This window comes from Streptomyces sp. NBC_01198 (assembly GCF_036010485.1).
Taxonomy (GTDB): domain Bacteria; phylum Actinomycetota; class Actinomycetes; order Streptomycetales; family Streptomycetaceae; genus Actinacidiphila.
Genome location: NZ_CP108568.1, coordinates 138,660 through 158,601, shown reverse-complemented (window position 1 = coordinate 158,601; position 19,942 = coordinate 138,660). Strand labels below are relative to the sequence as shown.

Sequence of the window (19,942 nt, the reverse complement as noted above, 5' to 3'; positions counted from 1 at the left end):
GAGAAGTAAACGGTACGGTAGAGTTTACTTCTGCTCGGTTGTTCGGCTGCTCGGGCACGGATCGGAGAGAGACATGATCGTCGTCACCACACCCACCGGAAGTATCGGGCACCAGGTCCTCGCGCGGGTCATCGAGGCCGGTGCGCCGGTCCGGGTGATCGCCCGTGACCCCTTCCGGCTGTCCCCGGAGGTCCGTGACCGGATCGAGGTGGTGAAGGGGTCGACCGACGACCCGGGCGCCGTCGCCGAGGTCTGCGCCGGGGCCGACAGCGTGCTGTGGGTGCTGCCGCCGGACCCGCACGCAGCGAGCGTCCACGGCCACGCCATCGACTTCACCCGGCCGCTGTGCGACGCGATCGGCGCCCAGGGCGTGCGGCGGGTGGTGGGCGTCTCCAGCCTGGGCCGGGGGAGGGCCAGGAAGGCCGGGCAGGTCTCCGCGGTCCTCGCGATGGACCAGCTGATCGAGAGCACCGGGGTGAACTACCGCTCGCTCGGCATGCCCGGCTTCATGGAGAACCTGCTCTGGCAGGTCGGGCCGATCAGGGACCAGGGCGCGTTCTTCGGCCTGCTGCCCGCCGACCACAAGGGTCCGGCCTGCGCCACCCGCGACGTCGCCGCCACCGCGGCCGCGCTGCTGCTCGACGACTCCTGGACCGGCCAGGACGACATCGCGCTGCCGGGCCCCGAGGACCTGTCTCCCGACGACATGGCCGGGACGATGTCCGAGGTGCTGGGCCGCCCGATCGCCTACCGGCAGATCCCCGCCGAGGCCCACCGGTCGCAGATGCTCGGCCATGGGATGAGCGGCGCGTGGGTCCAGGGACTGCTGGACATGGCGGCCGCGGTCGAGGCGGGCATCTACGGCAGCGCGCCGTCCGGGTCGAGGGTCGCCTGCCCGACGACCTTCCGGGAGTGGTGCCAGGACGTGCTGCGGCCCGTCGTGGCGGCCTGACCTCGCCGGCGGCACCCGCCGGGGCACCGGAAAACCGTTCGAGAACGCGAGCGGGCGACCGGTAGCGTCGCGGCCATGGATGCTCTGACCGACGCCGACCTCCGCGCCAGCTTCGTGAACTGTTCCAAGGGGGAGGCCAAGCGGGTCAGCCTGCCGCGGGACCTGCCGGACCTGCCGTGGGCCGACCTGGACTTCCTGGGATGGCGGGACCCGGGGGCGCCGGACCGGGCCTATCTGGTGAGCCCGGTGGCCGGCGGCGACCCGGTCGGCCTGACCCTGCGGGTCGCCCCCGGCGCCCGGCGGAACCTGCTGCGGAGCAGCCTGTGCGGGCTGTGCCTGACCGGGCACGGCGGCGGCGGTGTCGACCTGCTGGCGGCCCCGCTGGCCGGACCGGCCGGCCGCCAGGGCAACACGGTGGCGCTGTACATGTGCGCGGACCTGGCATGCTCGCTCTACATCCGCGGCAAGAAGACCACCGCGCTGGTGCGGCGCATGGAGGAGACCCTCACCCTCGACGAGCACATCGCCCGCACCCGCCGCAATCTGGACGCCTTCCTGGCCAAGGTCACCGGCACCGCCGCCTGACCCGCCGGTGGACGCGCCGGACCCGGACCCGGCTTCGGCTGCTCCGGGCGTTACGCTCCCGAATGCGCCACGACGACCCTTTCGTCCGCGCGTTCGGGGTGGCCGGTCGGGTGGCGGATGTGCGGGAGGCCGGTAGCCGCAAGGCGGGTCCCGCGGGCGCCCCCGGCGACACGCCCGGGTGATCAATCCCGCGCATCGCACATCCGACAGTTACTGATATGTCCAGATCCTGTAACGCCGTGCGGTTCCCCCTGCCCGCCCGGGCGAAGTCCCGCCACAGTGGTGCTCCTCGGCACCCGCCGGGGCATGCACCACAGGTCACGGCCCTGCCGTCGACGCATGAAGCTCACATGAAAGGGGACTACGTGTCCCGTATTGCCTTCCGCCTCGTCTCGGCCGCCCTCGCCGCCGGAGCGATCGTGGCCGCCGCCGCCCTGCCCGCCTCCGCCGCGGACCACGGCCGGAGCGGCCCGGCGCGCTCGCGGGTCGTCATCGGCGACGTCCACCACGCCGGCCGCGGGTCGGACGTCCGGTCGAACCGCTCGCTGAACGAGGAGTGGGTCACCGTCACCAACAAGGGACGCCACTCGGTCAGGCTCGACCGCTGGACCCTCACCGACGCCGACCACCACGTCTACCGCTTCGGACACGTGAGCCTGCGCGGCCACCAGTCCGTACGGATCCACACCGGCAACGGGCGGAACACCGACCGCGACCTCTACCAGGACCGCCGCGCCTCGGTGTTCGACAAGAGCCGCGACACCGCGACCCTCCGCGACGGCCGCGGGCACGTGGTGGACACCGAGTCGTGGGGTGGCCGGCACCACCGCTGACCCGCGACCGAGCGCCGGCTCCCGGCCGGCCGCCGCGCCCCGCCACCCGATCGGGCGGCGGGGCGCCGGCACGACTGGCCGCCGCCGCCCGGACCTCACTCCTGCTGCCGCCGTGCGAACGCCGCGTAGGCCGTCTCGTCGAAGAGCACGAACCGCACGTCGGCCACCGCGGTCCGGGAGTCGCGTACGGTCTCCAGGGCGATGCGCCCCCCGTCGTCGAGCGGCCACCCGTAGACCCCGGTGGAGACGGCGGGGAAGGCGACCGACACCGCGCCCAGCTCATCTGCGACCCGCAGCGATTCGCGGTAGCAGGAGGCGAGTTGCGCCGAGCGGTCCTCGGTCGCGGACCACACAGGACCCACCGTGTGGATCACCCAGCGCGCGTCCAGGCGTCCCGCGGGAGTGGCCACGGCCTGTCCCACGCCGAGTCCCTTGCCGTAGTGCGAGGCGCGCAGCGCCCGGCAGGCCGCCAGGATCTCCGGACCGCCGCGGCGGTGGATGGCGCCGTCGACCCCGCCGCCGCCGAGGAGCGAGGAATTCGCCGCGTTGACGATGGCGTCGACGCGCTGCTGGGTGATGTCGCCCTGCACGAGCGAGATGGCCGTCATGGTCCCATGCTGACCTACCGCCGTACCGCCAGGCCATTCGACTGATCCCTCCCGGCCGGGTACGCGGGCCCGCTAACGTGTCGGAACCACGCACTCGGGCGCGGGTCGCGGCCCTGCCGGGCAGCGGCGGTGCGAAGGGGGATCGTCGTGCTCAACGAGAAGGACGTTCTTGAGGCCGTCCAGCGCCATCTGGGAACCGGCGGCCCCGTGGCGGCCGACCTGCCGGGCGCAGCCGAGATCACCTGGTACCCCCTGCTCGAAGGCAGCATAGAACGCTGCATCGAGACCCGCGCGGAGAGGCAGGCAGCGGCACGACGGCCCGATCGATCTGGCGGACCGGCCGGTGTACGACACGCTCGCCGCTGTCGCACTCGACCCGCCCAAGTACCCCTACCCGAGCGAGACCAGGAAGCTGGTGCTCCGCGGCTCGGTGGTGGAGAAGCTCTGCGAATGCGGCAACGGACAGGTCGTCTGCTCGCGCTGCGGGGGCCGGGGCGACCTGGACTGCGCGGCGACCGCCCCCTGCGCGACCTGTCACGGCATCAACCCGTGCGCGCGCTGCCACGGCACCGGCCGCGCGAAGGGCGGGACCAGCACCGACATCGCCACGCCCACGGACGAGCGGGTCAACTGCCGCAAGTGCGGTACGGCGAAGACCGCTTGCTCCGGGTGCCACGGGCAGGGCCAGGTGCCCTGCCCGACCTGCGAGGGCAAGGGCAGGCGCGCGTGCCCCGCCTGCCACAGCGAGGGCACCGTGGTGCACAAGAGCTGCGGCGGCACCGGCGGGTCGGTGAGCTGGACCGAGGGCGTCATCACCCGCACCCGCAGGAACGAGGCGATACGGCTGCCTGCTACAGGGCCCGCCCGGCTGGCCAGATGGCGCGCCGGCGAGACCGGCCAGTGGCGCGAGACCACGCTGGCGCACCACGACCCGCTGCCGTCCGACCTGGCGGCCCAGTTCGCGACCCTGCGGACCCGGCTGGCCGAGCAGACCGACGAGATCGCCCGGCGCGCCACCCTGCGGTACCTCCCGCTGGCCCGGGTCCAGGTCCATCAACAGGCGCACCGGATCTACTACGTCTACCCGCGCGACGACACCCTGCAGGTCCGCACCCTGCCCTCCCGGCACCGCGGCGGGCAGATCGCCGCCGGCGTCCTGGGCGGACTCGCACTCCTGATCCTCCTCCTCGTGCTCCTCTGAGACGACTCCGAGACGACTCCGAGACGACTCGCGCTGTCCGGTGATCGCGGAGTCGCGGACGCCCCGGCAGGCGGCGCGACACGCCGCACCGGACGGTTAAGTCCGGGGCTAAATCCGATAGTGTGCCGCCGGGAGGTGGCCTGTTCCGATGCCCACTGAGGAAGAGCTGTTCGCGGCGGTCGACGATCTGCTGGCGGGGGAGCCGGAGCTTCCCGAACCGGCCGAGCGTGCGCGCTTGCGGGAGGCGGCCGGGCTGACCCAGGCCCGGCTCGCGGCGAGGCTGCAAACGACGACGCAGTCGGTGAAGAACTGGGAGAACGGCCGGGCCGAACCCCGCCCCCCGCGCCGCGGCCCGTACATCCGGCTGCTGGAGGGCTGGGCGGAGCGCTATCCCCTCGCCACCGCCGCCGAGCCCGAGGCGTTCACCCCGATCCCCGAGCCGGCCGCGCCGCCGGCCGCCGCCCCCGCCGCGCCCGTGACGCCTAGCGGGCCCGCGCCTGCGCCCGTGGCCACCGCCCCGGCCCCCGCGGCCCGGACGCCGTACCGCACACCGGCGGCGAGGAGGACGGCCCGGCCGGCCGAACCGGCCCCGCAGGACCCGCGCTTCCGGCACGGACCACTGCTGGTCCTGGACGGCGACGGGTCGGCGTACGGCGTCGGCGGGATCGTGCTGGACTGCCCCGCCACCACCGTGCCCGCGCTGGTGGAGTGGACCCTGGCGGAGGCAGGCATCGGATCCGGCCGGCTGCACCGGTTCGGCAAGGACGCCGATCCGCTGGTGGTGCTCACCGAGGCGGCCGCCGTCCGGCTCGGACTGCCCGCCCGCCTGGAGGGCTTCGAGGCGCGACGGGGCCTGCGGCTGCCCGACGACCACAAGGTGGTCCAGCAGATCACCCGCGCCCGCTGGAAGCTCACCCAGCGCGGCTTCGGGCCCTGGCCGCGCGTCTACCGGCCCGCGCAAGGCGGGCAGCGGCAGTGCGTGCAACTCGCCGTCGTGTCCTGGGACGCGCTGGACCCGCGGTCATGGGGCGCAGCCGCGGATCTGCCGGCGCCGGAACTGGCCTACGTCCTCGGTACGTACGCGGCCCGGGTGCTCACCCCGCGCGGCTCCGCGGCCACCTCGGGCCTGGAGCTGATGTCCGCGCTGCGACCGCCGACCCGGCCGGAGCGCGACCAGGACGGCAGCTGGGTCTCGGCACCCAACCCCGGCGCGTTGACCGCCGTACTGGATCCGGCGCCGCCGGAGGCCCCGGCTGAGCACCCCGTCGCACAGGACTGGAAAGCGGCCGGCGGCGGCTTCCTGGACGAGGAGGCGTACCAGTGGGTGCGCCCGATGGAGACCCTGACCGACGAGGAGTGCCTGCTGCCCTGGGCGGTGGGCATCGACATCAACACCGCGTTCCTCGCTGCGGCCAACCGGCTGACGGTGGGTCTGGACGCACCCGTCCACCGCAGCCGGCCGGTGTTCGACAAGAAGATCCCCGGCGCCTGGCGTGTCGACCTCTCGCACGTGGCCGTCGACCCCCGGCTGCCCAGCCCGTTCACCCCGTCCGGCGAGCAGCCGGCCGGACCCGCCTGGTACGCCACCCCGACCGTCGCCTACGCGGTGGAGCTGGGCGCCGAGGTGAGGCCGCTGGAGGCCTTCCTGCGGTTCGACACCGGCGCGTATCTCGACCCCTGGCACGACCGGCTGCGCGAGGCCTATCTCGCCACGATGGCCGACCTCGGCGTGCCGTCCGGCAAGGACGTCGGCGAGCAGGAGTTCCTGGCGGCGATGGAGCACCACAAGCAGGCCGACCCGGGTATGGCCATGGTGCTGTCGGCGATCAAGTCGACGGTGAAGAACGGCATCGGGAAACTCCGCGAGCGCCCGCAGGGCCGCCGCTACGTGGAGGGAGAGCGGTGGCCCGCGCTGGAACGTCCCACGTGGCGGCCGGACATCAGGGCCGCGGTCATCGCCAAGGCGCGCACGAACATGCACCGCAAGATGCTCAAGACCGCTGCCACGACGGGTCGTTATCCGCTCGGAGTGCTGTCGGACTGCGTCGTCTACGCCAGCCCCGGCCGTTCGCCGATGGACTTCCTGCCGCTCACCGACGAGGGGCGGGTGCTCCCTGGCTCCTTCCGGCTCGGTGCCGGGCCCGGGCTGGCGAAAGTGGAGGGCGTGCAGCCCATGATGTGGGCGGTCGAGCTGATGGACCAGGGTCTCAACCCGGCCCGGCACGTCAAGGGCGACGGCCACGACGCCGTCCTGGACGAGGGGGAGTAGAGCGGTGGGGGACATCGACGAGGCGATCGACCGGGCGGGAACGGAGCAGTTCACCCGCAGGCCGCCCAAGACACCGGTGGCGCAGATGCGGCTGCTGCTGAAGGCCGAGAAGGGGTCCACGAGGGCGGTCGCGGCACGCCTGGGCGTCTCCCAGCGCACGGTGGAGCGCTATCTCGCCCGGCAGCGCAAGAACCCCCGGGCCGCCCTGCGGGAGGCGCTGGCCCGCGAGGTGGCCAGGGCGTGGCAGCCCCGCGTCCGCCAGCAGGCCCGCAGACGTGCCGCGACCGCCACCGGCATCACGGTGGAGACCCGCGCGCGCTTCGGCTACACCGCCCCGGTCGGCACCACCGACGACCCCCGCATGCGAAGGCTGACCGTGCACCTCCCGCCGCAGTACGCGGCCCGCCTCTTCGACGCGCAGCAGCAGGGCGCCGGCGACCAGGCGCTGCGCGGGATCGTCGCCGAGGGCCTCCAGGAGATCTACTTCAAGGACAACGGGGCCCGCGCCCAGGGCCTCGAAGTCGACATCACCGACATCGACTACTTCGACGTCTCCTTCTGAGCCCGGCCGTCGCAGCGAGCCGGGCCGCGCGCGGAGCCGCGTCGCCGCGGCGGCGGATCACAGCGGAGGGCGGCGGTGAACCCCCGGGGCGCCACCCGATATCGTTCCCGGATGTCAACGGTGCATCTGCGTCACGCAGTTCGCGCGGTCATCCTCGACGAGGACGACCGCATCCTGCTGTGCCGGTTCGTCTTCGCCAAGCCGGACGGCCCGATGGTCGTCTGGGCGGCCCCTGGCGGCGGCGTCGAAGCCGGCGAATCCCTGCTGACGGCGCTGCGCCGCGAGCTGCGGGAGGAGGTGGGCCTCACCTGCGCCGCGGACCCGCCGCACGTATGGCACCAGGTGGTCCTCGACCCGGGCCACGCGGCCGGTTTCGACGGTGTGATCAACGACTACTTCCTCATACGTACCGCATCCTTCGACCCCCGCGGCGCGCTGTCCGACGACGAGCTCGCGGCCGAGAACGTCACCCGGTTCGAGTGGTGGCGGCCGCAGCACATCATCGGCTACCGGGGTGCCGAGCTGTTCTCGCCCCGCGACCTGGCCGGCGCGCTGGCGACGCTGCTCTCCGGCGGCCCCCCGGAGACCCCGGTGCGCCTCGGCGAGTGAGCGCCGGCCCGATCGGCACGCGGGAAGACCGTCCCGTCCAGGGCGCGGACCCTTACTGGGTGAAGTACAGGGCCAGGTGCCGCGGGTCGGTGGAGCAGACGACGATCCCGGCGTCGGCGACGTCGTCGACCCGGAATCCGGTGGGCTCCATCGCCAGAGTGCACTCTGCGGTCCCCCAGACCACCCGCTGCCCGGTGACGGTGCACAGGTAGGTGTGCGGGTCCTCCGACACGAGCGGCAGGCTCTCGTAGGAGTCCACCTGGAGCAGCAGGACCAGGGGTGAGCCGCACCGCGGGCAGTCCATGCCCGCCGGCATGTCGCTGGAGGCCCAGGACTTGCTGCCGCCGACCTTCCAGCCACCCGTCAGGCTCTCCTGCCAGTAGAGATCCATCAGCTCGCGCGAGTCCTCCAACCGGATGCGGAGCGCGGGCGGAAGCTCCTCCCACCAGGGGTATTCCGCGACCGCCTCGGGGTGCACGGTGCAAGGCATGGGGACCTCGTCCCACTCCGGGTCCCAGCGCTGCCAGGGGTCGGGCTGCACCCCCGGCCCGTGCTCGACGCCTCCGGACCGGCGCCACAGGACCCGGCACTCCTTGCCCTGGAAGGCCGGTTCCGGGAGGTCGTGCGGCTCGGGGCACCACAGGACCTGCACCAGGCCGGTGCCCTCGGGGAAGGCGATCCCGGGGACGTCGGCGGCGTACAGCTGCGCCACGGACACCATCGGCGCCGGATCCTTCCCGCGCCCGTGGTCGCCGTGCGTGCAGTGCGGCCAGGCTTCCTCCGCCGGCCAGAGCATCGGCCCGCCGACATGGCTGTCGCGAACCCCGGGCTCCCCGCGCCGCGGGCGGAGCGCGACGACAGTCCGTGCGAACGCTGACAGCCCCGGCATGACGGCCAGGAGACGCCCCAGACCGCTGCCGGCATCGCCCCCGGAGCCCTGCCCTGTGTCGATCACGCCCGCATTCTCCCAGGCCCGTCCGACATCCCGCCGTCCGGCCGGCGGCACCCGGGTGGCCTCAGCAGTCGTCCTCGACGTAGAGCAGAAGGCGCCCCGACTCCGCGCGGAATTCATGGGCCAGATAGCGACCGGCGGACCCGTCTCCCCCCGGCCCCCGGTACGCGCCCTTGATTCGGATCCAGAGCCCGGGCCGTTCCGCATCCGTCGTGGGACGCGGCACGATGCCCGCCATGTCCCCCCACACCACCGGCGTGCCGGGGTCCTTGACGAGCCGCCGGACGACACGCAGGTCAACCCGCTTGCGGTGGAGCACCCATGAGGTGCCCTGATCGTCGACCAGCGTGACAGGGCCGTCGAGACTGTCCGGATTCGCGGGGAACGACTGCATGCCCGCAGTCTCCATTCGCCAGGCAGCCTGTCGCAACGGTGAATACCGGCTGTCCCGCCGCCGGACCGCCGGCAGGGGCGCGGTTCAGGATGCGGCGACGGAGAGTGTGTGGATGCCGGCGGACGGTGGCCGACCCACTGCCATGCGACCGCGCCGGTCACGGGCAGCGGGCCGGGCCGTGCACGGCCAGGACATGCCCTCGGGCCCCCGCGACGCCCGGAAACCGGCACGGAGAGCACCGGATGCCCGCCCGGAAGATGCGCGTGCCGCCCAGGTGCAGGATGGTTGATGTGGTGGGCGTGTCCTTGGACGAGGCCTCGCCCTCCCGGTCCGGCGCTTTCCGAACTGGCGTCCCGGTCAGTTGGTCCGCCATCCCGCCGAGGCAGCGGTCGACGGCGGGGCAGCGCACGCCTCCACGAGCCTGACCGCACTCTCCCAAAGGGCGATGGCTATGGATTCCAGAACCAGGTCAATTGTTGCCGCAAGCGTCGCGGCCGGATATGTCGTCGGCCGCAACAACAAGGAGAAGCTCGCTCTCGGCCTGCTGTCCCTGGCGACAGGCCGCGCAATGGACCCCATGTCCCTGATCGGCCAGGGGATCAGGAAACTGTCGGAGAGCCCGCAGTTCGAGCGGGTCACCGAATCCCTCACCAGCGCCCTGGAACAGCGGACGCGAATGCTGCTGGAGGCCGACGCCCCCGGGAAGCCCGAGACCCCCGAGGGACCCGCGAAGGAAGCATCCGCCGCCGGCGCGGGCACGGCGGAGACCGGTGCGGAGGGCGACGACGACACCGACGGGGCACGGCAGGAGGCCGGGGATTCCGAGGACGAGGCGGACCAGGACGAGGCGGACCAGGGCGAGGCGGCCGAGGAGAAGCCGGCCGAGGGGAAGCCTGGCGACACCGAGGAAGAAGTGCAGCCCCCGCCGTCCTCCCCGCGCCGGGCTCAGAAGTCCGCGAGCAGCGGAAAGCCTTCCGCCCACGCGGCCGGCGCGAAGAACCCCCCGGCCGCGAAGGCCAAGGCGATGGCCGGGAAGGCGAGGGCCGAGCGGGCCGCGAGGAAGCCGGGACCGAAGAACCCGCCCGCGGCGAAGGCCATGGCCAGGAAGGCGGCCGAGCAGGCGGCCGCCGAGTCGGCCGGGAAGAAGCCCCCGACCCGCGGAAATTAGCCCGGGCGAATGAGGCCTTCAGGTTTCCGGACCCCTTAGCGGTGGCAAGGTGGGGTTCGGGGGATCTCATGGCCGTTCCGGAAGAAGGAGCGTCGTTGCCGCCGTCGACTGCGACGAGCGCGATGACACCGTCGATTTCGCCGCCGCGCCGTCCGCGCTGGGTGCGGGTGCGGCGGGCGGCACGTGCGCACGGAATCCCGGCCGCCGGGGGAGGACTGGTCGGCCTGGGGGCATACGCAGGTCTGGCCGCCCAGATGTCGGGTCCGCAGAGCGCCGCAAGCATCACTCTGGCAGCCTTCAGCTCCCTCGTGGCTGCCGGGACCGTGTACGGCGGCCTGTGGCGGGAAGGCCGGCGTCGGCTGCCCCTCGCGCCCGCCTCGCATCAACCCGCCGCTGCGGTACGGGTGTCCGTGGATCACGCTCCGTACGACCGCATGTGGGCGACGTGGATCGCGGAGTCGGCCGGCCCGGGCATCGACGCCCTGCTGCGATCGGACACCGACCGGCTTCCGCCCGGCCTTCAAGAGCCGGGGTGCTGGACGCTCGTCCTGCTGTCCGCCACCCGCGCCGGGCAACAGCGCACCACCCAGCCCGAGCCCGTATGGGCCGGTACGGACGACCAGTTGGCCGCGTCCCGGACGGTGATCGTACGGGTGGACCGCGACCCGCTCCCCGGCCTGCGCGCGGTCGAGCACCTCATCGACCTCAGCGGCGCCGACGCATCCCGGGCCGGCGAGATCCTGCGGGAGGCACTGCACCGGCTCGGGATAGCGACAGCGACAGCGGCGGAACCACCGGCACCAGGCCACCCGGCCACCCCCGATCCCGGGTCACCGCATCCCGCGCCGTTCCCCGCCGACCGCCCCGTGCTGTGCCGCCTGCCGCCGGCGGACCGGACCTTCGTCGGACGTGACGACCTGCTCGCCCGCATCCACCGGTCGCTGGTGGCGGACACGGCACCGGCGGGCCCCCGCGGTGTCTGCTTATGGGGGCTCGGCGGAGTCGGCAAGACCAGCCTCGCACTGGAATACGCCCACCGGTTCCACCACTACTACGAGACCATCTGGTGGGTCAGAGCGGAGACCGCGGCCGATCTTCGGGCCGACCTCGCCGACCTCGCCGCGGAACTCGGCGTCCGGGGCGACCCCGACATGCCGGTGATGCTCCGCGAGCTGCTCCACGTCCTCGCTCGCTCCCAGGACGTCCTGCTGATCCTCGACAACGCCGAACCCGACGCGCAACTGCGGGAGGTGTGGCCGCACAGCAGCGGCGTCCACCTGCTCATCACCAGCAGGCAACCGGACTGGGCCGACTTGCTGAGAGCACGCGACCGGATGGAAGTACCGCTGCCCAGCGAGTCGGCGGCAACGGACATGCTGCTCGCGGCAAGCGAGGGACCCCCGGCGCGCGAGGCGCGGGCAGCGGCGGCGGCGATCGCCGAACAGCTCGGCCGGCTTCCCCTCGCGCTCTCCCACGTGGCCGCCTACGTGCGCCAGTCGGGAACCACACTGCAGCAGTTCGACGAGTTGCTCGGTACGTCCCGCGCGCGGTTGCTGACCCGGTACCGGCCGGACCCCGCCTCGCATCCGGTCGCGCTGACCTGGGAGCTGTCCCTGCGGCGGAGCGATCAGGAGACGCCAGGGGCGCGGGAGCTGATGAAGTTGTGCGCCACGCTCGCACCCGACGACATCCCGCGCCGGATGCTGCACGAGCACGCGAGCGCCGTCAGCGGAGCGCTGACACCGGTGCTCGGCGACGCTCTGGCCTTCGACGCGGCAGTACGGAGTCTCGTCAAATACTCCCTGGTGAAAGCCGCCCCTGACAGCCTGCAACTGCACCGCCTCGTGCAGGACGCCGTCCTCGCGGATCTCGATGCCGAGGAGGCCGCCGGATGGCTGGCCGACGCGGCCGCTCTGGTGCTCGCCGCGCTGCCCCAGCACGTCGACGATCCCGACCAGTGGCCCGACTGCGACCGGTTGACCACGCACGCGGCCGTCCTGGTGGCGCGGGCGGCGCGGTTGCCGGCCGCCGGGCTCGCCGCCGGCACCTCGCACGCCGTACGCGCCCGCATCTCCGTGCTCGCCCTGCGCTGCGGCGAGTACCAGCTGGAACGGGGCAACTTCTCCACGGCGGACGCACTCTTCCAGACCGCTGTCGACCTCGCCCGGGAGACCTCCGGCGGGTCCAGCGCGTCCTTCATCACCGCGGCGGCCCGGCACGCGCTGGCCCGCTACCGGCTGGCCGACCTTCCCGCGGCGCGCAGCACCGCCGAGTCCGCCGTGGCCGCCTGTTCTGAAGGAACCGACACCGCGGCGCAGATCCTCGCCTTCCACACGCTGTCCCGTGTCCTGGTCGAGTTCTCCGAACTCGACGAGGCCTACCGGCATGCCGAGCACGCCCACCACCTGCTGCGGGACGCACCCGCGTCGACCGTGATGGCGGTGGGCGAAGGGACCCCGATGGTGGAGAGGACGCTGGCCGTCATCCAGTGGCGCCGCGGCGACTACCGGGACGCTGTGCGATGGATACGTTCCGCCGACGCCCACTGGGACGCCGCCGGGGCGCGCAGGCCGCGCTTCGAACCCATGGAGCTCGCCTTCGCCGAACTGCTGGGGGATCAGGACCTGATCCGGGCCGTCGGTGAGCGCGCGGAGCGGTCCATCGACGAGCTGGAACAGCAGGTCGGCCCGGACCATCGCGATCTGGTCGGCAGGAAACAACTGGCAGCGGAGGCAGCCGTTCTGCTCGGGCAGCACGCCAAGGCCCGCCGCCTGCTCCAGGAGTGCGTCGAGGGGCTGCGGCGCAGTCACGGGCCGGAACACCCCAGCACCGCATGGGCGGAGCGCAGCCTGGGAAGCGTGCTGTGCCGTGCGGGGGACCGCGCGGAGGGCCTCTCCCTGCTCCGCCACGCCCTGGCCGTCTACGAGAGCGACTACGGGGCGGCCCACCCCTACGCCGCGGAAGGCATGGCGTCCCTCGGCGCGGCCGAACTGGCCTGCGGGTTGCGGGACGAGGCGGAACGGCACCTGCGCGAGGCCTGGCGGATCAACGAGCTCGCCTACGGGCCGGTCCATCCCAAGCTCGCATTCGTCTTCGACGACCTGGCCGCGCTCCTGGCGGAAGGCGATCCCCGGTCGGCCGAGGCAGCGGCGCTCGCCGCACGCGCAGCCGCGATACGGGCAGACGCATGAGGCCATGGTGGCAGTCGGATCCGGAGCGCACAGCATGAACACCACCGAGTTCACCCGCATGTTCGGATCGGGTCAGATCCGGGCCAGGCTCGACTGGTCCCGCATCACCGAGCCCGACGTGCTGGTCGAACAGGACTTCCACACCTCGGTCGACCGCCTCGCGGAGATGACCACCATGTGGTACGCCGATGCCGAAGGTCGCCCTGTCGACTACGCCGCCCCGAACGCCTCCCCGCTGACCGTCCGGGAGGCCGCCGCGCTCGACATGAGCACCGTCCCCCGGCGTGAGGAAGACCTGAGCCTCTACACCGACCGCGCCGCGCGGAGCCCGGCGCCCGTCCAACTCGTCCTGGCCGCCTACTACCTGTACAGCGGCTCGCATCTCATCCTGGACGGCACCCACCGGGCGGTGGCCGCGATTCGCGCCCGCGCCCCCGCAGCGGTGTTCTCCTTCGTCCTGCGCGGCCCGCTGGACGCCGCCATCCTCCCCGACCTGTCCCACCATCTCGCCGGTGACCCGCTGCGGACCTGACCTCCCTCACGGGCGGCCTCGCCCCTGCTCTCCGGCCCGCCGAAACCCCTGTCCTGGCAGTTCCGTTACAAGTCCCAGAAGCGGAATCGAGGCTACGATTGCCCCACGGTGTCTGCCGATGCGGGGGAGCGGAGGCAGGGGCAACATCTAGTGCGGGCGGTGTTTCCATCATTCCGTCCGCGGGGGTGCCAATGGAGCCATCAGCGGATATGCAACGGCCCGGTCTTCCCGATCTGGCCGGTTTGGAACTGTCGGACATCGACGATCTGCCGCAGGCAGGACTTCGCGCTTCCGTGCGTGCGCTGCTGCTCCGGATGGAAGACGGCCAGGAACCACTCTATTCGTTCAACGCGAACATCTGATCCGGCGCATGACGATCGCCGTGCACGAACTCCCCGCCGCGGAGCTGCTCCAGCTCGCCGCGGGCGAGGGCTCAAGGGAAACCGCTGCGCGCCTGTGCGACGCCGAACGCAGCAAGCACATCCTGCTGCTGCACGCGGTGATCGCCGAGACGGCGCAGCGCTTCCCCGCGGCCCACCGCGAGTTGGAGTTGGCCGCGTCCTGGACGGCCCTGAGCATCGCCCAGTCGTACGCGCCCGACACCGTCGCCCCGGTGCTCGCGATGCCCCAGCTCGGAGCATGGGCCGCCGACTGCCTGCTGCGGCTGGCGCGTTCGGACGGCGACAGCCCCGAGCTGCGCGCCTGCCTGGCAGACGCCGGGGCCTTCGCCGCGATCGCCTGCCTGCGGGCGGGGGTGGACTTCGACCTGCTGGTCGCCTCCTCGGACGGGGTGCCCGCGCTCCCGGTCACCGGAGCGCTGACGCCCGCCGCCGACGGTCCCGCCCGCCGGGCTCCCGCAGCCGTGCGCGGCCCCGTCCGGCTGCGCGGTCACGGCGGGCGGCTCGAACTGGTCACCGCGGACGTCGTGCTGCCCGTCGACCGGCCACGCCCGATCACCCTGACCACCCGTCACGCCGGGCTCACGCTGGATCTCGCCGTCGACTGCTCGACTCCGTCGCTCGACTGCCCCCGTCACCGCCGGGTGGAATCGCTCGACCCGGTGGAAATACGCCGGTGGGCCGAAACCCTCGCCGGGACGTGGCGCATTCTGACCCGCCACCACCGAGCCGACGCCGAGGCGATCTCTCTCGTCGTACGCACGCTGGTGCCGCTGATGCCCGAGGGGAGCGGCTCCAGTGTCGCCGCCACCCTTCCCTCGGCATTCGGCGCGGTCGCCGCGTCGTTACCGCCTGACGACCTGGCGATGGCCGAAACCCTGGTCCATGAGTTGCAGCACCTGAAATTGTGCGCCGTTCTCGAACTGGTCCCGCTGATCGGCGAAGGCGAAGGCGAAGGCGAAGGGGACGGCGCCGGTCCCGGTCCCGGGCCTGTGAGTGACGACTTCTTCTACGCACCCTGGCGCGACGACCCGCGGCCACCGGCAGCGCTGCTGCAGGGGGCCTACGCCTTCCTCGGCGTCACCCGGTTCTGGCGCACCCAGCGCCGGCTGCTGCCCGCCGAGCAGGCCGTCCGCGGCCACGCGGAGTTCGCCCGCCGGCGCGCCGAGACGCTCGGCGTCGCCGAGAACCTGCTCGCCTCCGGACGGCTCACGGCGGAGGGCGCGGGCTTCGTCGGGGAGATGGCCCGGCGGCTGCGTGCCTGGCGCGCCGACGAGGTTCCCGCCGAGGCCCGGCGCCTGGGCCTGAGCGCGTCGTTCGAGCACCGGACGACCTGGGAGGTGAGGCATGTCCTGGTGGACCCGGCGGCGCTCCACGAGCTGGCCGCACGCTGGAACGCGCGTCGCCCGGCGGCTCTCGCCGACCGGTCCTGGCCGCCGTACCGCGTCCGCCCCGCCGACCGGCGCGGCCTGCATCCCCGGAGCAGGCTGCTCACCCTGCGCTATGCCGACCCTGCGCGCTTCCGCGACCTGCTGGGCGCTGAGAACCCGTCAGGTACGGGCGCGCTGGGTCTCGGCCCGGCCGACGCGGCGCTGCTGCGGGACGACCTCCCGGCCGCCGCGGCCGGCTACCTCGACGCCCTGCGGCGCCGCCCGTGCGGACCCGAGGTGTGGTCCGGACTGGCCCTCGCCGTCCGCGGCCGGCGCGACGACCCCGCCGCAGCGTTCCTGAGCCGCCGCGTCCCTCTGGTCAGCGCCGTGCACACCGCCCTGCACACCGCCTCCGGTGAGACCGCCGACCCCCTCGCGCTGGCCGGCTGGCTCGCGCGCGGCGAGTCCGGCGACGTCTGCGGCCGGTACGCGTCCAGCGGCGGCCGATCCCCCGGGAGGACGACATGACCGCCGTCCCGTTCCGCCAGTTCGTCCTGAAGGTGCACAGCCGCTGCAATCTGGCCTGCGACTACTGCTACGTCTACGAGACGGCCGACCAGTCGTGGCGGGACCAGCCGCTCCGGATGAGCGCGGTCACGGTGGACCGTACGGTCGAGCGGATCGCCGAGCACGCCGGGACCCACCGGCTGCCGTCGCTCGCGGTGATCCTGCACGGCGGTGAACCGCTGCTCGCGGGAACGGACTTCCTCACCGAGCTCGTCCACCGGCTGCGGGCGGTCGTGCCCGCCCGGGTGGACGTCAGCATGCAGACCAACGGCGTCCTGCTCACCGAGGAGCGGCTGGCGGCGCTGGCCGGGCTGGGCGTCCGGATCGGGGTCAGCCTGGACGGGGGCGCCCGGGCGACCGACCACCACCGCAAGTTCGCCGACGGGCGCGGCAGCCACCAGCACGTGGAGCGCGCGCTTCGGCTCCTGGAGAAGGATCGCTACCGCGGCGCCTTCGGCGGGATTCTGTGCACGGTGGATCTCGACCACCCGCCCCTCGCCACGTACGAGGCGCTGCTGGCGTACGCGCCGCCCGCCGTCGACTTCCTGCTGCCGCACGGCACCTGGTCGCATCCGCCGCCGGCCCGGGGCGCGGAGACGGCGGGCACCCCCTACGCGGACTGGCTGCTGGCGGTCTTCGACCGCTGGTACGCGAAGGGGGAGACCCGGGTGCGGCTGTTCAGCGAGATCGTCCAGTCGGTGCTGGGGGGGACACCGGCCGTCGAGGGCCTCGGGCTGCGCCCCTCGACCGTGGTCGTGGTGGACACCGACGGGGCCGTCAAGCAGCTCGACTCGCTCACCCTGGCCGGTTCCGGCGCCGCCGATCTCGGCCTGAACGTGGCGGACTCGCCCTTCGACGCCGCGCTCGCGCATCCGCTCACCCGGCTCAGGCAGGGCGGCCTGGACTCCCTCTGCGAGCTCTGCAGGAGCTGCCCGGTCGTACGGACGTGCGGCGGCGGGCTGTTCACCCACCGCTACGACCAGGCCACCGGCTTCGCGAACCCGTCGGTGTACTGCCCCGACCTGCTGCGGATGATCACGGTGATCCGCGACCGGGTGAGGGCCGATCTGCCCGCCGCGGCTCAGTAGGGTTCGATGTCGAGGCTGACCCTCCCGCGCTGCTGCACGATCCTGGCCACGGGATGCTGCGGGGACAGCACCTGCTCGAACCGCAGCACGACCTCGTTCCGCAGTTCCTCGGCTGCCGCCGCGTCGCCAGCGGCCCGCCGGTCGAGGCTGAGGTTGGCGCCCACGGCGAGGGCGTCGGGGTGGTCCGCGCCGAGGACCCGGCAGCTCGCCTCGTAGCAGCGCTCGCCCAGCTCGCGTGCCGCCGTGGTGTCCCCGACCGCCGCGAGGTCGCTGGCGAGGTTGGCGGTGGCCTGCAGGGTCAGCGGGTGCTCCGGGCCGAAGAGCTCCGTCATCGCGCCGACCGCCGTGTCGTCCAGCGCGTAGGCCTCTTCCGGCCGGTTGCGGGATCGGAGCACCACGGCCAGGTTGACCGACGCGGCCCAGGTCATGTCGCCCTTCGGGATGTCGAGGTCGGCGCAGCGCCGCAGCGCCCCGCGGGCCAGTTCTTCGGCCTCCCGCAGCCGGTCGGTGACGCGGAGGTCGTTGATCCTGTTGATCACCGCCCTGAGGTGGTAGCGGTGCTGGTCGCCGAGGAAGTCGGCGTAGCGCTGCACGGCTCGCTCGCTCTGCAGCAGCGCCTCGTCGTACTGCCCCGCCTTGCGCAGTGCGACGGCGAAGCACTTCTGCGCGTTGAGGGCGTCGACGGTCTCGGGCCCGGACCGCAGGGCGAGGGCCTTGACGACGTCCCTGGCCACATCCAGCGACAGGTCGTACTTCCCGCAGGCCCGCAGGTCCGTCGAGAGCGCGTTCTTCGACCTCAGGGTGCGCAGGTCGGTGGGACCGAGGGAGCGCTCGCGCGCGTCGTAGGTGAGCTGGTCCTGCTCCAGCGCTTCGGGGAATCTGCCGAGCCGCCGGTAGTCGGCGCCGAGGTTGTTGCGCACGTTGAGGGTCCGCGGGTGGTCGGGCAGGAAGACGCGCTCGAACAACGGGAGAAGTTTGAGGTCGAGTTCCAGGGCTTCGGTGTACCTGCCGAGGGTGCGCAGGTCACCGCCGTAGCTGTTGGCGCAGATGAGGGTGGTCTCATGGTCGTCGCCGACCGCCCTGGTCAGCCGCTCCAGGGTCTCCTGGTTCAGCTCGTGGGCCTCGGGGAAGCGCCCCGACGGCCGCATGGCGATCCCCACCTCGACGCACAGGTGCAGGACCTGCTCGTTGTCGGGCCCCAGCTTGGCGCGCCACAACGCCAGGGCCTCCTCACCGAGCCGCAGGGACTCCTTGTGGCGGCCCCTCAGGTGCAGCCGCCGGACCTGGTCGATGACCAGCTGCCGCAGCTCCGGATTGTCGGTCTCCAGCGCCCCGGCCGGCCTGAGGTGCTGGAGCGAGAGGTCGTACTGGTCGTCGTTGCTCTCCCGGTCGGGATTGTGCGGGTTGGTGGACGCCAGCAGCGCGTGGACGGCCGCGCGGTACTCCTCGCAGTCCTGGAACCGCTCGATCTCCAACTGGCCGCGGGTGACGTGCTGCACCACACGGTGCACGGTGATGACGTCGTGCTTGCCATCGGCCTTCACCAGCGAGTAGCGGTGCAGGCGCCGCAACGCCGTACGGAAGCGGCTGGCGTCGCACAGCACCGCGGCCAGGGCGGCCGGCGCCGCCACCTTGCCGCCACCGCTGAGGAACAGCTCCTCGGCCATCGGCTCCGGCGAGAAGAACGCGAAGAGATGGAACAACTCGACGGCGTCGGACCCCAGATGGCGGCTGGACACGCTCCAGGTGGCCGCCACCGTGTGCGGGTAGTCCATGTCGACCTCCTGGCTGAACAGGGTGTGGGCGTTCTCCCTGAACATCGCGAGGTAGCGCTCGACGGCGATCCCCGTCTCGGCCAGGTAGGCGGCGGCGTGCTCCACGGCGATCGGCAGTTTCCCCAGCGCGGTCGCCAGACGCACGGCGTCGTCGTGGCGGCTGCGCCGGTCGGCGGGGTCAAGCGGAGCACCCTGTTCGGTGCGCTGTGCCAGGTCGGGGACGCGCTTGCCGAGGAATTCGGCGGCCTCCTCCAGCGAGAACGGGGTGACCTCGATCCCCTCGGCCTTGGTGTGGATCCGCCAGTGCTGCTCGCGGGAGGTGATGATCACATGGCCGTACCGCCGGCCCGGGGGGAGATAGCGCTTGACGACGGCGGGCTCGGTGGCGCTGTCGAAGATGAGCAGCCACCGTTCGAACGGTCCGTGGTGCAGCGCGTCGATCACCGTCGGGACGAACTTGTCGGGCGGGTAGTCGTCCGCGTGCGGCAGATCGAGTCGCCTGCCCAGTTTGACGAAGGCGTCCTGGACGCGGTCTTCATCTTCTGAACGTATCCACCAGATGATGTCGTAGTCCTGGGCGTGGCGGTGGGCGAACTCCGCGGCGATCTCGGTCTTGCCCACCCCGCCGAGACCGTAGACAACCTGGGGCGGCCGCCCGGGGGTCTTCTCCGACTCGGCCGCAAGCCGCTGCCGCAGCGTCTCCAGCTCCTCGTCCCGACCGGTGAAGTGCGAATTCCTCGCCGGGATCTCCTCGCCGAAGATCAGAATGCGCGTGAAGTCCTCCACGAGGTCAACTCCCTTGTCGTACCCACGGTGCGCGTGCCGGACGTTCGGCCGGCGAATGCGGAATCCGCATGCCGCCACGGCTTATCTGTAGGGTACGGCGTG

17 protein-coding genes are annotated in these 19,942 nt (G+C 72.7%); 13 read left to right on the top strand and 4 right to left on the bottom strand.

The window, feature by feature from the left end:
- The first annotated feature begins 73 nt into the window (after window positions 1-73).
- From OG702_RS00790 to OG702_RS00780, 3 genes are all read left to right on the top strand, one after another.
- Window positions 74-952: an NmrA family NAD(P)-binding protein gene (locus OG702_RS00790; RefSeq protein ID WP_327286873.1), complete on the top strand. Its 879-nt coding sequence runs from the start codon at window positions 74-76 to the stop codon at window positions 950-952.
- Window positions 953-1,027: 75 nt separating this feature from the next.
- Window positions 1,028-1,537 (top strand): FBP domain-containing protein, encoded by a 510-nt coding sequence (locus OG702_RS00785; protein WP_327286872.1) that lies wholly within the window; start codon window positions 1,028-1,030, stop codon window positions 1,535-1,537.
- A gap of 365 nt (window positions 1,538-1,902) precedes the next feature.
- A complete protein-coding gene (locus tag OG702_RS00780) occupies window positions 1,903-2,370 on the top strand; it encodes a lamin tail domain-containing protein (protein WP_327286871.1) in 468 nt (155 codons plus the stop codon).
- A 95-nt stretch (window positions 2,371-2,465) separates the two neighbouring features.
- On the opposite strand, the gene OG702_RS00775 is transcribed toward OG702_RS00780, so the two are convergent.
- Complete coding sequence (locus tag OG702_RS00775) at window positions 2,466-2,978, bottom strand: O-acetyl-ADP-ribose deacetylase (protein WP_327286870.1); 513 nt, start codon at window positions 2,976-2,978, stop codon at window positions 2,466-2,468.
- A 343-nt stretch (window positions 2,979-3,321) separates the two neighbouring features.
- On the opposite strand from OG702_RS00775, the gene OG702_RS00770 reads away from it, so the two are divergent.
- The 4 genes from OG702_RS00770 to OG702_RS00755 all read left to right on the top strand — a co-directional run bounded on the left by OG702_RS00770 (window position 3,322) and on the right by OG702_RS00755 (window position 7,619).
- Complete coding sequence (locus OG702_RS00770; RefSeq protein WP_327286869.1) at window positions 3,322-4,179, top strand: hypothetical protein; 858 nt, start codon at window positions 3,322-3,324, stop codon at window positions 4,177-4,179.
- 148 nt (window positions 4,180-4,327) lie between these two features.
- Entirely contained in the window at window positions 4,328-6,448 is a 2,121-nt protein-coding gene (gene tap, locus OG702_RS00765) for a telomere-associated protein Tap (RefSeq protein ID WP_327286868.1), read from the top strand.
- A 4-nt stretch (window positions 6,449-6,452) separates the two neighbouring features.
- Window positions 6,453-7,010, top strand: a complete 558-nt coding sequence (gene tpg / locus OG702_RS00760) for a telomere-protecting terminal protein Tpg (RefSeq protein WP_327286867.1) — start codon at window positions 6,453-6,455, stop codon at window positions 7,008-7,010.
- Between the two features lie 111 nt (window positions 7,011-7,121).
- Complete coding sequence (locus tag OG702_RS00755; RefSeq protein ID WP_327286866.1) at window positions 7,122-7,619, top strand: NUDIX hydrolase; 498 nt, start codon at window positions 7,122-7,124, stop codon at window positions 7,617-7,619.
- 52 nt (window positions 7,620-7,671) lie between these two features.
- On the opposite strand, the gene OG702_RS00750 is transcribed toward OG702_RS00755, so the two are convergent.
- Window positions 7,672-8,340, bottom strand: coding sequence for a hypothetical protein (locus tag OG702_RS00750; protein WP_327286865.1), 669 nt, complete (start codon window positions 8,338-8,340; stop codon window positions 7,672-7,674).
- Window positions 8,341-8,635: 295 nt separating this feature from the next.
- Entirely contained in the window at window positions 8,636-8,965 is a 330-nt protein-coding gene (locus OG702_RS00745; protein WP_327286864.1) for a hypothetical protein, read from the bottom strand.
- 451 nt (window positions 8,966-9,416) lie between these two features.
- On the opposite strand from OG702_RS00745, the gene OG702_RS00740 reads away from it, so the two are divergent.
- The 6 genes from OG702_RS00740 to OG702_RS00715 all read left to right on the top strand — a co-directional run bounded on the left by OG702_RS00740 (window position 9,417) and on the right by OG702_RS00715 (window position 17,279).
- Window positions 9,417-10,133 (top strand): hypothetical protein, encoded by a 717-nt coding sequence (locus OG702_RS00740; protein ID WP_327286863.1) that lies wholly within the window; start codon window positions 9,417-9,419, stop codon window positions 10,131-10,133.
- A 410-nt stretch (window positions 10,134-10,543) separates the two neighbouring features.
- Window positions 10,544-13,324: an FxSxx-COOH system tetratricopeptide repeat protein gene (gene fxsT, locus OG702_RS00735; RefSeq protein WP_327286862.1), complete on the top strand. Its 2,781-nt coding sequence runs from the start codon at window positions 10,544-10,546 to the stop codon at window positions 13,322-13,324.
- Between the two features lie 34 nt (window positions 13,325-13,358).
- Window positions 13,359-13,856, top strand: a complete 498-nt coding sequence (locus OG702_RS00730; protein WP_327286861.1) for a hypothetical protein — start codon at window positions 13,359-13,361, stop codon at window positions 13,854-13,856.
- A gap of 191 nt (window positions 13,857-14,047) precedes the next feature.
- Window positions 14,048-14,218, top strand: coding sequence for a hypothetical protein (locus tag OG702_RS00725; protein WP_327286860.1), 171 nt, complete (start codon window positions 14,048-14,050; stop codon window positions 14,216-14,218).
- 8 nt (window positions 14,219-14,226) lie between these two features.
- Window positions 14,227-16,152 carry an aKG-HExxH-type peptide beta-hydroxylase gene (locus OG702_RS00720; RefSeq protein ID WP_327286858.1) on the top strand — a complete coding sequence of 642 codons (1,926 nt, stop codon included), beginning with the start codon at window positions 14,227-14,229 and terminating at the stop codon, window positions 16,150-16,152.
- Window positions 16,149-17,279 (top strand): FxsB family cyclophane-forming radical SAM/SPASM peptide maturase, encoded by a 1,131-nt coding sequence (locus tag OG702_RS00715; protein ID WP_327286857.1) that lies wholly within the window; start codon window positions 16,149-16,151, stop codon window positions 17,277-17,279. Before OG702_RS00720 ends, OG702_RS00715 begins: the two co-directional genes overlap by 4 nt.
- Here OG702_RS00715 and fxsT (OG702_RS00710) read toward each other — a convergent pair.
- Window positions 17,273-19,840: an FxSxx-COOH system tetratricopeptide repeat protein gene (gene fxsT / locus OG702_RS00710; RefSeq protein WP_327286856.1), complete on the bottom strand. Its 2,568-nt coding sequence runs from the start codon at window positions 19,838-19,840 to the stop codon at window positions 17,273-17,275. The two genes, OG702_RS00715 and fxsT (OG702_RS00710), sit on opposite strands and share 7 nt — an antisense overlap.
- Window positions 19,841-19,942: the final 102 nt, after the last annotated feature.